Genomic DNA, 14,001 nt, shown 5'->3' on the forward strand with positions numbered 1-14,001 from the left:
ATTTTTTAAAGTTAAATTTCATAACCCTAAAAAATAATTTTGCCCAAATGTATAAATACACTTGGGCAAATTTTCAAATTTTTCTTTATATAAAAAAGATTAGTGACAACCACAACCACCATGAGAGTGTCCGTGTTCATGTCCAGTTCCACAAGAACCTTCACCATGTGAGTGACCTCCGCCACCACAACATCCACCACCCATAGCAGCCATACCACCAACAACACCTGTTTGAACTTCTTCTTCAGTTGCATCTCTTAAACTTAAAATTGCTACTGAGAACATTAAAGTTCTTCCAGCCATTGGATGATTATAATCAATTGTTACATCTGAATCAGAAAAAGATTTAACTACAACTTGTACAGTTTCACCATGTTCACCTGTTCCATATAATGACATACCTTCAACTAATTCAATACCAGCGAATTGTTCTTTTGGTAATGTTTGAACTGCTTCTTCATTATACTCACCATAAGCATCTTTTGCTTCAACCATAACATCCGCTTCTTCATTTGCTGACATTTCAACTAATTTAACTTCTAAACCAGGAATGATTTGTCCTTTTCCAGAAATAAATTCTAATGGAGCTTGACCAACATTTGTATCTAAATGTTCACCTGTTTTTGCATCTTTTAATGTATATTCTATACCTATAACTTTATGTGACATATTTTTTCCTTATTTAATTTTATAATTATTATAATTTAGCTAAATTTTTTTTTGCTACTTTTGCTTCACTTGAATCAGGATAAAGATCAATTAAAGTAGAATAAAAACTTTTAGCATTATCTTTATCTTTTGTATTTTCAAATGAAATAGCACTATGCAATAATAATGTAGGCATATAAGCTGCTTTATCATTTAGTATTGCAGATTTTTTAAAATGACTTATTGCAACGTCAAATTTTTTTCTTATATACCACATTTCACCTAAATAATAATTACTTTCAGCAGGTTTATAGTTAACTTCAACAAGTTTTTCATATTTAGGAATAGCATTATCATATTTTTTTGCACTAAAATCTTTTTTTGCATCAGATAATAATTTTGCTTTATCATCTGAAGTAAGATTTTTTTTGATTTCATCTACTTCAGCTGATTTTTTTTCGTTAGTTTTTGTAGGATTTACTTGTGATGTTTTAACACCAACTGCTTTTTTCAAGGCCTCAAATTCTTCTCTTGTTATAAATTGCTGCATATTTTTCTCAAGTTCAGTTGAAGACACATATTCAGAATTAATTTTGTTAACAAGAGCTGTCAATTTACTAAGAGCAGCTTTTAAATTATTCACGGTATCAGTCAAATCATTATTTGTTGACTGAGTTGTAGGTGTTGTATTAGAAGCTAGATCTGAAGATAAATTTAGTTTCTGCGATAATTCATTTACTTTAAGTACAGTTGAATTTAATTTTGCAGAATCACCTTCATATGTAGATTCTAAGCCTTCTAACCTTCTATTAATTGATTCAACTAAAGTATTTATATCTCCTAATTTAGAAGATATATTACTTATGTTTGTCTGGTTTTTTAAAATATGCTTTTCTGATGAACTAAGTCCGTAAGGACTATCAGCATTTAAACTCCCAGCTCCATAAACCGAAACCTCTTCGGCTACGGTTAATGAAGTTACTACTAATAAAGGTAGAAGATACTTATTCATCAGAATTATTTACTTAATTCGTGTTCAACTCTTCTGTTTTTTGCCCAACAATCTTTAGTTTTTTCAGTACAAACTGGATTACTTTCACCTAAAGATACTAAAGAGATATTAGCTGTTACACCATTTGAAACTAAAACATCTTTTACAGAGTTAGCTCTTTTTAAACCTAATGCGTAGTTATACTCATCAGTTCCCCATTCGTCAGTGTTACCGAAAACTTTAACTGTTGTATCAGCAGTTAATGGAGATAATTTAGAAGCATTAGAAACTGCTTTTTCTTTATTTTCAGCAGTTAAATCATATTTATCAAATCCAAAATAAACATGCTCAATTAACACTTTTTGTCCATTAATCATATAGTAATTTCCATTACCAACTTTTTCTAAAGCTGAGAAACTTCCATCAGCAATATTTGTATCTGGTGTACTAACAACTTCTGGTTGAGAAGCACCATTATCAACATTCATATCAACATTTTTTTCACTACAACCTGTAGTAAATAATAATGCTGCAACTAATACAGAGTAAATACCTAACTTTTTCATAATTTTTTCCTTGAAATAAAATTTCCTGAAATGATATTAAATTGAACCTTAATTATTGTTTAGATTTTAAATAATAATTAATTGATTCTTATTGCTTATTAAGAATTACTTATGTAATATCAAATAACATTCTATTTTAAGGAGAAAAAGATGGCAAGAGTAGGAAATTCAATAATAAAAGATATTGAAATAAGTGAAATTATTCATCTGTTAAATAGAGCTTATGCAGATGAATGGTTAGCATATTATCAATACTTTATTGAAAGTAAAGTTGTAAAAGGTATTATGAAAGATGCTGCAATTGTTGAACTTAATCAACATGCAACTGATGAATTAAGACATGCTAATATGATTGCAGATAGAATTCTTCAACTAGGAGGAACTCCTCTTCTAGATCCTAATGAATGGATAAAACACACAAATTGTGGATATGATGCACCAAGAAACTTTGATGTAGTAGCTATTTTAAAAGATGCTATAAAAGGTGAACAATGTGCCATAAATACTTATTCTAAAATTGTTGATATAACAAGAAATAAAGACATAGTAACTTATGATATTGTAAGCCAAATATTAGCAGATGAAGTAGAACATGAAGAAGATTTGCAAACACTTCATGATGATATTACAGAATTTATTGCCGATTTAAAGAAAAATCTAAATTAAAAAATTAAAGTATGGAAATCCATACTTTAATTAAACCCTACCAATCAATAGATTGAATTCGTCCTGTAGATAAAGGGAATAAAAAAGATTTACTATAATCTAGTCTAATTATACCAACAGAACTCACTCCTTCAAAAGTTTTTATAAAAAGTAAAGTTTCACCATCATTAGAAAATTTTGGAAATTGGTTAACTCCACTAGATGTAAGTCTCTTTAAACTATCAGTTTTAGTAGAAATTAAATATAAGTTAAAACTTTTTCCACCTAATTCATTATCTGAATCTTTACTACTATAAACAATATTATTTTCATGTGCAGTAGCTGAAGAATTATTATTACTATGATAAACTAATCTTTCAACTGCAGTTGAGTTAATTCCTTGAGCAAAAATATTAGGATTTCCTAATCTATCTGATACAAAAACAATTCTTGAATCATTTTCGATAAATTGTCCACCTACATCAATTCCACTAAATCTGCTAATTTGAGTTTTCTTTTTCGTTCTAGTTTCATATAAGAAAATATCAGGTTGCCCTGTAGGTGATGCAGTAATTAAAAGTTTAGTTCCATCTTTATTTACATCAGAACAAGCTATCATACCATCAGAATCCATGATTATTTCTTTACCTCTATTATAAATATTTAATTTAACTAATGTAGGTTTTTTATAATTATAAGTAGTATAATATATAGTTTTTTGTTCTTTATCTGCCCATTTTGGGAAAATATTTAATCCACCAGTTACAACAGTTTTTTTATAAGTTAGAGTATAATCACCAATCATAATATCTGCTTTACCAGCTCCACGATATGTTGAGAATACAACAAATTTATCCATCCAAGCAATACTCGGAGCTTTAAAAAAATCATTTATCGATATTGCTGCTTTATGAGCTAAAAAAACATATCTATCTTCTTGTGAAGTTGTAAAGTTTTTTTCTAAAATTAAAGCTCTTGCATTAATATCATACAATTTTGTCATCAAAGTATAATCCCCTGATGCTTCTTTTTTAGCTGATAAATTTAAATATAATCCAACACCTTGGTTTGATAAAGCTAAAATATCAGGTAAACTATCATAAGCAGTTTGGCTATTTACACTTGCTATTTCAAAATGACCACTTACATTTAGGTCATCAGATAAACTCTTTTTTATTTTATTAAGAGTTTCAACTTCCATTGCATCTGTAGCAACTGAAACTAAAACTTTTGGTACAGAGTTTGCTTTTTTAATTATTTCTAAATTTGCATCAACTTCTGCAAAAACTGAACTAAATATCAATGATATTAACAAAAATATTTTAAACATAATTCTCATCCTTCTGATTTGAAATCAACATTAATTTTAACTGCCTTTCCTTTTGTTGGCTTAGGATAAGCAATATTCTTTTGTTCTTCTAAAAAAACTTTTAAAGAAGTATCAAAAGTTTCATCACCTGATTTTTTTACAAAACTATAATCAAACTTACCATCTAAATCAATCATAATTAATACAACAGCTTTAAGTCCAGAACCAACAGGTACCCAAGCAGATAACATATCACTTATTTGAGCAAAATATTCATCTGTTTCAACACCTTTTGCAGCATTTGTACTTTTAGTATTAGTTGCTGTTTTTTCATCTTCTAATAATTTATCAATTTTAATATTTGAAGATTTTTTTTCTTTTTCAAATTTTGATTTAAATCTTTTAGGATCAATCGATTTTTGAACATTATTAACTTCTTCTTTTGTAACTTTAGGTGCTTTTTCTTTAACATTAGCAAATAAAGATTTTAAGTCAGGTCTCTTTTCATTTGAAGCAGAAGCTGATTTTTCTTTTACCTCTTCTTTTTCAATTATTTTATCTACTTTTCTTTCAACCATCTTTTTTTCAGCTTTTTCAACTATCATATCAAGTTCTATTGAAGTAGAAGTTGGCGTAATATTAATAGTATTTGGTACTGGACTCATTATATAAAAAAGTACCGAAAAAGCTAAAAGAAGATATAGAGAAATCGCAATTATACCTGAAACTGTAAATGAAAGATTATTTTGCATTTATTATCCATCTGTCACTAATGCCACTTTAAAAAAACCAGCTTCTTTAACTGATTTTAAAACATAAATAATATCATCATATTTTAAACTTTTATCTGCACGGATATAAATTGGTGTATTTTGATCTTTTCCATTTGAGAACTGTAAAAAACTATCTGCAAAGTTTGATATTTCAACCTTATTTTTATTTAATGTTACAATTCTATCTTTTGTAATAATAATATCAATTTTTTGAACATCTTGTGTTTGTTGTGATCTACTTCCTGTTGGAAGTGTAATTGGTTCTTCAAATTCGATAACAGGAGCTGTTACCATTAATATTGCTAATAAAACTAGCATAATATCAACTAAAGGAGTAATATTTAAATCTGGTTTTTGATTAAAATCATACACTATTTTACCCTTTAGCAATTAAAATTTGCGATTGTGCCTTAAGAAAAATATTAAGTTCATAAACTTTTCTTGTAAGTATTTGATGGAATGTATAAGCAAAAATCGCCACTAATATACCTGCTGCTGTCGCAACTAATGCTTCACTAATTGCAGGAGCAATTATTGAAAATGCAACTTTTGACTGATTTGCAAATTTTGCAAATGATTCTAATATACCAACAACTGTACCAAAAAGACCAATAAATGGTGAAGTTGACGATATTATAGCTAACCAAGAAAGACCATTACTTGCATCTTTAACTATATTAATTTCACATGCATGCAATAACTCTTTTGAAGTTGAATTATTTGAACACTTGTTAAGTGCTGACAACGGCGAAAATCTAGCTTCTCTTGAAGTTAAAGCTTCTAAAGATTTCTTCTCATTACTAAGAAGTGAATTTAAAATGCTATTTCTATAAAAGAAAACCCAGAATGTAATGATTAGATAAGTTGACAATAGTGCTAAAACTATATAAGTTATAGCACTACTATTTGCCAAATAATTTAGTAATGTAGTAATCATGTGCTTTTATGCAAATGAATTAATTTTTGCTTCAACTGAAGCAACAGAAATATTAGAATCTTTTACAGAATTAACTAATGCTTTTGCTGCTTCAATATTTTTAGCGATTTCTGAATCTTTTCCAGCTGTTAATGCAATAGCTCCATCTGCTAGCACATCAACTGATTTTTCATCTACTTTCACATGTCCCCAGTTAATAGCAACAGCTTCTGTAGAATTTGCTTTTTCAATAACGATAACACCAACAGTTAATGAAGAAATTAAAGATGAATGTCCTGGTAGAACACCGAACTCTCCCTCTTTTCCAGGAAGAGTCACAGTTTTCACATCATCATTAAATATTTCTCCATTAGGTGTAACGATTGATAATCTAATTGTATCCATGTTATGCCTTAATGGTTTTTTGTTATTTCATTTTCTCAGCTTTTGCTAGAACCTCGTCGATTCCACCAACCATATAGAATGCCATTTCAGGAATGTTATCATATTTACCATCTAAAATTCCTTGGAATCCAGCAATAGTATCTTTTAATTCAACATATTTACCTGGGCTTCCTGTAAATACCTCTGCAACGAAGAATGGTTGAGATAAAAATCTTTCAATTTTTCTTGCTCTAGAAACAACAAGTTTGTCTGCTTCTGATAACTCATCCATACCAAGAATTGCAATAATATCTTGTAAATCTTTATATTTTTGTAATACTGATTGAACACCTCTTGCTGTATTATAGTGTTCTAATCCGATAATATCTGCATTTAAAATTCTTGAAGTTGAATCAAGTGGATCAACTGCAGGATAAATACCTTTTTCAGCAATTTTTCTATTTAAAACTGTAGTTGCATCTAAGTGAGCAAATACAGAAGCTGGAGCTGGGTCAGTTAAGTCATCCGCTGGAACGTAAACTGCTTGAACAGAAGTAATAGAACCTTTAGAAGTAGAAGTAATTCTTTCTTGTAATTTACCCATTTCTGAAGCAAGTGTTGGTTGGTATCCAACAGCTGAAGGAATTCTTCCTAATAATGCTGACATTTCAGATCCTGATTGTGCAAATCTAAAGATATTATCAATAAACATAAGTACATCTAGACCTTTTTCATCTCTAAAGTATTCAGCCATTGTAAGACCAGTTAATGCAATTCTATTTCTTGCACCTGGAGGCTCACTCATTTGACCATAGCATAATGCAACTTTATCAAGAACGTTTGAGTCTTTCATCTCATGATAAAGATCGTTTCCTTCTCTTGTTCTTTCACCAACACCAGCAAATACAGAGTATCCAGAGTGTTTAAAAGCAACGTTATGGATTAATTCCATAATAATAACTGTTTTTCCAACTCCAGCACCACCAAATAATCCAACTTTTCCCCCTTTTGAATAAGGAGCTAAAAGGTCAACAACTTTAATACCTGTTTCAAACATTTCAGTTTTTGTTGATTGCTCTTCAAAAGTTGGTGCTGATCTATGAATTGACCATCTTTCAGTTTCTGCAGGAATTGCAGCACCTTCATCAACTGGATCACCAATAACATTAAAAATTCTTCCTAGTACTGCTTCACCAACTGGAACTTTAATTGGTCCACCAGTAGCATTACACTCTTGACCTCTAGTTAAACCTTCTGTCATATCCATAGCGATAGTTCTAACTCTACCATCACCAATATGCGCAGCAACTTCTAATACTAATCTGTCTTTATTAGCATCTGCTAATACTACATCAATAGCTTCATTAATTTCTGGTAAGTATCCGTCGAATTCTACGTCAACAACCGGACCCATTACCTGAATAATTTTACCTTTCATACGGGCAGCTCCTTTAAATTATTTTAATGCTTCAACACCACTGATAATTTCTATCAGCTCTGTTGTAATTGCAGCTTGTCTAGCTTTATTATATTCAACTGTTAAACTATTAACTTTTTCTTTTGCATTTTTAGTTGCAGCTTCCATTGCTTGCATTCTTGCACTGTGTTCAGCAGCTAAAGAATCAATCAAAGCATAATACATATTGAAATCAATATATTTATCAGTTAATTCGTTTAAAACTTCTTCATCATCATCTGGCTCAATATTTAACATAGATGAGTTATCTTCTATTTCAACAGCATCTAAACTAATTGGTAATAACTCTCTAACTCTAATTTCTTGAGATAGCATATTTAAGAAACCATTGTAAACAACTATTACTTTATCAGTAACTTCATTTTTAAAATCTTCAACAACACTATGAATAAACTCAGCAGCTCTATCATATTCAGGTGCAGATGATAAATCACTTGCTTTTTGCTCTAACGCAACACCTTGGAAAGAGAAGAAATCTACTCCTTTTCTTCCAGCAGCTCTTAATCTAACTTTTGAACCTTTTGCTTCATATTCTGAAATCAATTTACTAACAGTTTTAATTGTTGCCATATTAAAACCACCGCAAAGTCCTTTATCAGCAGTTACAAAAACAATATCAACTGTTTTTGGAGTATCATTTTGTACAAATGCTCTACCAATATTTCCTTCGTCTTGAACTTTGCTAACTCTAGCAGCAATATCAGAAAGCACATCATTTATCTTTCTAGCATAACTTCTAGCTTGTTCAGACAATTGTCTTGTTCTAGTTAGTTTTGCAGAAGATACAAGCTTCATAGCTTTCGTTGTTTTCTGAGTATTTTTAACACTACCTATTTTTAATTTTATTTCTTTTAAGTTAGCCATTGACTAATCCTTAGTTTGCACTAAATACAGTTTTAAACTCTTCTAATGCAGCTTTTAATTCTGCTTCTGTATCATCATCTATTTTTTGTTTAGATTTAATTGCTTCTAAAATATTTGAATATTTTTGTTCAAAGAATGAATGTAATTCAGCTTCAAATCTAACAACATCTTTAACTGCAATATCATTTAAGTACCCTTTAGTACCTGCATAAATAATTACAATTTGTTTTTCAATCACTAGAGGTTTATTAACACCTTGTTTTAAAACTTCAACCATTCTTTGACCAAGTTCTAATTCTCTTCTAGTAGCTTCATCTAAATCTGATGCAAATTGAGCAAATGCTTCAAGTTCTCTATATTGAGCAAGTGATAATTTTAAAGTTCCTGCAACTTGTTTAGTAGCTTTAATTTGAGCAGCTCCCCCAACCCTAGAAACAGATAAACCTACATTAATTGCAGGTCTTATACCTGAGTTAAATAAGTTAGTTTCTAAGAAAATTTGTCCATCAGTAATAGAAATTACGTTTGTTGGAATATAAGCAGCAACATCTCCAGCTTGTGTTTCGATGATTGGTAACGCAGTCATAGAACCAGCACCTTTTTCATCTGACATTTTTGCAGCTCTTTCTAATAATCTTGAGTGTAGATAAAATACATCCCCTGGATATGCTTCTCTTCCTGGAGGTCTTCTTAAAATTAATGACATTTCTCTATATGCAACAGCATGTTTAGATAAATCATCATAAATAATTAGTGCATGCTTACCATTATCTCTGAAATATTCACCAATAGTTACACCTGTATATGGAGCTAAGAATTGTAAAGCTGATGAATCAGCAGCAGATGCATTAACAACGATTGTATATTCCATTGCACCTGATTCTTCTAATGTTCTAACTACAGAAGCAACAGAAGATGATTTTTGTCCAATTGCAACATAAATACAAATTACATTTTCACCTTTTTGGTTAAGAATTGTATCAATTGCAACTGTTGTTTTACCAGTTTGTCTATCACCAATAATAAGCTCTCTTTGCCCTCTTCCAATTGGAACTAATGCATCAATAGCTTTAATACCAGTTTGTAATGGTTCATGTACAGATTTTCTTGCCATAATTCCAGGAGCTTTTTCTTCTACAAATCTATATTCAGCTGCTGCAATTGAACCTTTACCATCAATAGCTTCACCAAGAGCATTTACAACTCTACCAACCATTGCATCACCAACTGGTGTTTCTAAAAGTTTTCCAAGTCTTCTACAAGAAGTACCTTCTCTAAGACCTTCTCCTTTTCCAAGAACAACGATACCAACAGAAGATTCTTCTAAATTTGAAGCAAGACCTCTCTCACCATTTTCAAACTCAACTAGTTCCCCAGCCATAACATTTTTTAGACCGTAAACTTGTGCAATACCATCTGCATAAGAGATAATTTTACCTGTTTCATTTACATCTACATTTAATTCAAAGTTATCAATTCTTTCTTTTATTATAGAACTGATTTCATCAGCTTGAATTTTTGCACCCATTCAATTTCTCCTTTATAAGTTCTAAACTGCTTTTAAAATATGATCAATTAACTGTGATCTTAATCTCTCTTTAGAAAAAGAGATTTCTACCCCAAGTCCGTCAATATCTACTTTAATACCATCATAATCACAAACATTTTGTGATAATGATAATTTAACATCAAATTTTTTACTAAATTGTTCTTCAATTGAAGATACATAATCACTTGATAATTCAAGATTTGTATAAACAACACCTACATAACTATTATTCATTTTTGCAATTTGTGTATTTAACTCTTCTGCAATAAATGGTAATAAAGCTAATCTTCTTTTCTCACCAAGTAATTTAATAAAATTATTTAATGTATAATCTATACCATCAACTAAAGAGATTATTAAATCAATTTTTGCATTATCTGCAACTTCTGGTGAAGATATAATAAAATTAAATTTTTCATCAGCAAATGCCGAAGAAATTTCATTTAACTTACTACTAATAGTATTTATAGTGTTACTATCTCTACCATCAATTAAAGCTTTTACGTATCTTTTTGCTACTAAATCTTTCATTATGCTACCTTTTTAAGAACAATATTCGCTAACTCATTTTGAGTTAATTTAATATTTTCTGAATTTAATAGCTCTTCAAGAACTTCTGTAACAACTTGTTTTTTAGCTTTTGATGTTTCAACTTTCATCATTTCATCTAAATTTTTATTTAGATTTGCGATATCCGCATCAACAGCAGTTGCGACTTTTTGTTTAACTGAATCAATATCAGCTTTTGCACCTTCAATAATATCAGCAGCAATTTTTTTTGCTTCTTCTAATTTTTTTTGTGCATCTGAAACTTTATCTTGAGAAGCTTTTAAAGTCTCTTGAACTTTGTCAAGTTCCGCTTGAATAGATAAAGTTCTATTGGCAAAAAATGCTTTAATTTTATCAGCAAGTAAATACCATAAAATTCCAGCAAATATTATAAAGTTAACGGTTCTTTGTACTATATCAGTTTCAACCGCGCCTTCGTTTGCAAATAATGCAACAGGAGCTAAAGCTAACCCAAGTAATAACATTCTTTTCATATTCTCTTCCCTTTTAAATTGAGCTAAGCTTAGCTTTTAGGCTCTCATTAAATTGAGGCATAGAAGATACTAAAGAATCTTTTAAAGCTTTAGTCTCGTCTTGTAAGTTTTTAGCAAATTCAACAGATTTTGCTTCTAAATTAGATTTAGCACTTGCAAGTTTTGCATCAGCACTATCCTTTGCTTCCTTATAAGCTTGTTCTCTAATTGCAGCTGCTTCTTTTTTAGCTTTAGAAATAATTTCATTTGCTTCAGCTAACAAACCATCTACATCTGCACCATTTGACTTTGCATCTTCTAAATCTTTTTTTATAGAAGCTGCTCTATCATCCATGTGCTTTAATAATGGTTTGAAAAGACAACTGTTTAGTCTAGCAACAACTAAAAGAAAGATGATACCAGAGCTAAGCAATAATACAGGACTTATGTCTAACATTCATTCCTCCATATTTTTTACAGTTTAGTTTAACTAAAACTCTAATATTTTAGCAAAACAAAGTATAAAAATATATTAAAAGAAAAAATTAGCTTGGAAATTTTTAGATTTTGTTACAATTGTAAATTAAAGTAACTAGATATTTTGTCTATCTCTTCTTGCGAATTAAATTCAATTTTAAAATAGTTTTTTTCTACTTTAACTTTTAAATCATTTTCTTGAAGTTTTGCCATTAAATTTTTCAATGGGTCTATATTATAATTTGTAGAAATTATTTCTTTTTTAGGTTTTTCAGTATTTCTTTCTTTTAATTCTTTTACAAGTTTTTCAGTTTCTCTAACTGAAAGTTTTTGTCCTATAATTGAATCACAAACCATTCTTTGTTCATCATTAGATAATCCAAGCATAACTTTTGCATGCCCTGCACTAATTTTGTCAGTTGCTAAAAATTGTTGTACATATGAGTTTAATTGTAACAATCTTAATGTATTTGTAATAGACGTTCTACTTTTAAATACTTTTTTTGATAATTCTTCATGAGTGATATTATGTTCATTTAGTAACTGTGCGTAACAATATGCCAATTCGATAATATTTAAATCATCTCTTTGAATATTTTCAATTAATGCTAATTCTCTTAATTTTAATACATCAGTATCAACAATAATAGCTTTTATTTTATCAATTTTTGCAAGTTTATGAGCTCTTAATCTTCTCTCACCTGCAATTAATGTATATGTATTATCTTCATTTTCTACAACAACTATTGGTTGTAATAAACCATGCTCTTTTATCGATTCACTTAGTTCAAATAATTTATCTTCATCAAAAATTTTTCTTGGCTGATTTGGATTAGCTTTTATTATTGAAACATCTATTTTTTTTACACCTGATGTATTATTTCCTGTTGAATTTACATAAGCAGATTCAACTTCACCTAATAATTCTCCTAATCCTCTTCCTAGTGCCATATTATTTCCTATAAATAAATTATCCTGCAATTGCTCTTGCTAAGTTTGTATATGCTTTTGTTCCACTTGAATTTGTATCATAAAGCATGATTGGTTTACCAAAACTTGGACTCTCAGCTAATTTTATATTTCTTGGTATAACAACATATGAGTTATCATCTATTTTAAATAACTTATTTTCAAAATGTTGTGCTAAATCTGCAAATACTTGTTTTGATAAATTATTTTGAGAACTATACATTGTAGGTAAAAAACCTCTAATTTGTAAAGATTGATTAATTGTTTGTTTAACTAATTTTATAGTATTTAGTAATTGTGCTAAACCTTCCAATGCAAAAAACTCACATTGAATTGGTATTAATACAGATGTTGAAGCACTTAGTGTATTAATAGTTATTGGTCCTAATGCAGGAGGCGAGTCAATTATAATATAATCAAAATCTTTTTTAACTGGATCAATTTTTCTTTTTAATACCAATTCTCTTTCTTTTGTATTTTTATAAAATTCTTTTTCTATTCCTACAAGTCCAATATTTGAAGGTGCAACTTTTAAATTCTCTATTTCTGAATCTAAAATAATTTCATTTAATTCTTTTGTTCCTAACATTACATGATAAATGTTATATTCATAAGTATCTCTATGAAAACCTAATGATGTGGTTGCATTTGCTTGAGGGTCAGCATCTATTAATAAGACTTTTTTTCCCTCTAAGGCAAGTGCTGCACTTAAATTTACAGCTGTAGTAGTTTTACCTACTCCACCCTTTTGATTAGCTATTGAAATAATTTCTGTCATCTTAAACTAAATACCTTTTTGTTGTTTACTTGAATTGAACCATCTTCGTTTAATATCGCATTTTCGAGTGAAACTTTTTGATTATCTATGGTCGTTTGGAACTTTTTGCTAAGTTGAAATTCTATCTTAAAATCACTAAATATTTGCTTCCATAAAATCTTTTTTTCTATTTCAGAAAAATAATCTTTTAACATACTATTTATATCGACTTTTATATCTAATTTACCAAATCCTTCATCTACTTCTAAAAGATTTAATCCTATCCCACAATAGATTATATCTTTTGACATAGTTGTAATAGTTCCACCAATTTTTTTATTTTCTATATAAAAATCATTTGGCCATTTTATCCAAACTTTTGATTTTAAGTTTTTCAAAATATTTTTCAAAATATATGAAACATAGATTGAAATACTTTGCAAAGGCAAATCTTTTGGTAAATCTTTTATATTTAAAACAAAAGAAAAAAACAAATTTCCTTTTCTACCTGTCCAAGAATTTCCTCTACTTCCAATTCCATTTGTTTGAAAATCTGATACTATACATAAAGGTTCACTAAATCCATTTAAACTTATATATTTTTTTAAATACGTATGAGTTGAATCAACTTCATCTAATCTTATAATTTTCATT

The 14,001-nt window shown here is 29.2% G+C and carries 18 protein-coding genes; 1 reads left to right on the plus strand and 17 read right to left on the minus strand.

Translation table 11 applies throughout. The annotated features are described in order from the left end of the window. Nucleotides 1–99: 99 nt before the first annotated feature. From ADFLV_RS10610 to ADFLV_RS10620, 3 genes are read right to left on the minus strand one after another with little or no spacing between them, the layout of a single operon-like run. Complete coding sequence (locus ADFLV_RS10610) at nucleotides 100–669, minus strand: FKBP-type peptidyl-prolyl cis-trans isomerase (RefSeq protein WP_129011196.1); 570 nt, start codon at nucleotides 667–669, stop codon at nucleotides 100–102. A gap of 28 nt (nucleotides 670–697) precedes the next feature. Beyond that, nucleotides 698–1,660 carry a tetratricopeptide repeat protein gene (locus ADFLV_RS10615; RefSeq protein ID WP_014474771.1) on the minus strand — a complete coding sequence of 321 codons (963 nt, stop codon included), beginning with the start codon at nucleotides 1,658–1,660 and terminating at the stop codon, nucleotides 698–700. A gap of 5 nt (nucleotides 1,661–1,665) precedes the next feature. Further along, nucleotides 1,666–2,205, minus strand: coding sequence for an OmpA family protein (locus ADFLV_RS10620; RefSeq protein WP_014474772.1), 540 nt, complete (start codon nucleotides 2,203–2,205; stop codon nucleotides 1,666–1,668). Between the two features lie 150 nt (nucleotides 2,206–2,355). On the opposite strand from ADFLV_RS10620, the gene ADFLV_RS10625 reads away from it, so the two are divergent. Further along, nucleotides 2,356–2,871 carry a ferritin-like domain-containing protein gene (locus ADFLV_RS10625; protein WP_014474773.1) on the plus strand — a complete coding sequence of 172 codons (516 nt, stop codon included), beginning with the start codon at nucleotides 2,356–2,358 and terminating at the stop codon, nucleotides 2,869–2,871. 37 nt (nucleotides 2,872–2,908) lie between these two features. On the opposite strand, the gene tolB is transcribed toward ADFLV_RS10625, so the two are convergent. From tolB to ADFLV_RS10695, 14 genes are all read right to left on the minus strand, one after another. Further along, a complete protein-coding gene (tolB, locus tag ADFLV_RS10630; protein WP_129011197.1) occupies nucleotides 2,909–4,180 on the minus strand; it encodes a Tol-Pal system protein TolB in 1,272 nt (423 codons plus the stop codon). A gap of 5 nt (nucleotides 4,181–4,185) precedes the next feature. Then, entirely contained in the window at nucleotides 4,186–4,911 is a 726-nt protein-coding gene (locus tag ADFLV_RS10635) for a TonB C-terminal domain-containing protein (RefSeq protein WP_014474775.1), read from the minus strand. Nucleotides 4,912–4,914: 3 nt separating this feature from the next. Further along, nucleotides 4,915–5,304, minus strand: coding sequence for a biopolymer transporter ExbD (locus tag ADFLV_RS10640; RefSeq protein ID WP_014474776.1), 390 nt, complete (start codon nucleotides 5,302–5,304; stop codon nucleotides 4,915–4,917). Nucleotides 5,305–5,308: 4 nt separating this feature from the next. After that, nucleotides 5,309–5,869, minus strand: coding sequence for a MotA/TolQ/ExbB proton channel family protein (locus ADFLV_RS10645; protein ID WP_014474777.1), 561 nt, complete (start codon nucleotides 5,867–5,869; stop codon nucleotides 5,309–5,311). Between the two features lie 6 nt (nucleotides 5,870–5,875). Continuing rightward, a complete protein-coding gene (gene atpC / locus ADFLV_RS10650; protein ID WP_014474778.1) occupies nucleotides 5,876–6,253 on the minus strand; it encodes an ATP synthase F1 subunit epsilon in 378 nt (125 codons plus the stop codon). A 22-nt stretch (nucleotides 6,254–6,275) separates the two neighbouring features. Further along, nucleotides 6,276–7,670 (minus strand): F0F1 ATP synthase subunit beta, encoded by a 1,395-nt coding sequence (gene atpD, locus ADFLV_RS10655; protein WP_014474779.1) that lies wholly within the window; start codon nucleotides 7,668–7,670, stop codon nucleotides 6,276–6,278. Between the two features lie 18 nt (nucleotides 7,671–7,688). Then, on the minus strand, nucleotides 7,689–8,573 hold the full coding sequence (gene atpG, locus ADFLV_RS10660; protein WP_014474780.1) for an ATP synthase F1 subunit gamma: 885 nt from the start codon (nucleotides 8,571–8,573) through the stop codon (nucleotides 7,689–7,691). Between the two features lie 10 nt (nucleotides 8,574–8,583). Then, a complete protein-coding gene (gene atpA, locus ADFLV_RS10665; RefSeq protein ID WP_014474781.1) occupies nucleotides 8,584–10,101 on the minus strand; it encodes a F0F1 ATP synthase subunit alpha in 1,518 nt (505 codons plus the stop codon). Between the two features lie 21 nt (nucleotides 10,102–10,122). Further along, nucleotides 10,123–10,653: a F0F1 ATP synthase subunit delta gene (locus ADFLV_RS10670; protein WP_014474782.1), complete on the minus strand. Its 531-nt coding sequence runs from the start codon at nucleotides 10,651–10,653 to the stop codon at nucleotides 10,123–10,125. Further along, nucleotides 10,653–11,165, minus strand: a complete 513-nt coding sequence (locus ADFLV_RS10675) for a F0F1 ATP synthase subunit B (RefSeq protein WP_014474783.1) — start codon at nucleotides 11,163–11,165, stop codon at nucleotides 10,653–10,655. Before ADFLV_RS10675 ends, ADFLV_RS10670 begins: the two co-directional genes overlap by 1 nt. A 13-nt stretch (nucleotides 11,166–11,178) precedes the next feature. Then, the gene (locus ADFLV_RS10680) at nucleotides 11,179–11,601 is read right to left on the minus strand and encodes a F0F1 ATP synthase subunit B family protein (RefSeq protein WP_014474784.1); all 423 of its coding nucleotides are present in this window, start codon (nucleotides 11,599–11,601) and stop codon (nucleotides 11,179–11,181) included. A gap of 113 nt (nucleotides 11,602–11,714) precedes the next feature. Further along, nucleotides 11,715–12,572 carry a ParB/RepB/Spo0J family partition protein gene (locus ADFLV_RS10685; RefSeq protein ID WP_129011198.1) on the minus strand — a complete coding sequence of 286 codons (858 nt, stop codon included), beginning with the start codon at nucleotides 12,570–12,572 and terminating at the stop codon, nucleotides 11,715–11,717. Nucleotides 12,573–12,591: 19 nt separating this feature from the next. Next, nucleotides 12,592–13,368: a ParA family protein gene (locus ADFLV_RS10690; RefSeq protein WP_014474786.1), complete on the minus strand. Its 777-nt coding sequence runs from the start codon at nucleotides 13,366–13,368 to the stop codon at nucleotides 12,592–12,594. Beyond that, a complete protein-coding gene (locus ADFLV_RS10695; RefSeq protein WP_129011199.1) occupies nucleotides 13,365–14,000 on the minus strand; it encodes a biotin--[acetyl-CoA-carboxylase] ligase in 636 nt (211 codons plus the stop codon). Before ADFLV_RS10695 ends, ADFLV_RS10690 begins: the two co-directional genes overlap by 4 nt. Between the last annotated feature and the right edge of the window lies 1 nt (nucleotide 14,001).

The sequence above is a fragment of the Arcobacter defluvii genome (assembly GCF_013201725.1).
GTDB lineage: Bacteria > Campylobacterota > Campylobacteria > Campylobacterales > Arcobacteraceae > Aliarcobacter > Aliarcobacter defluvii.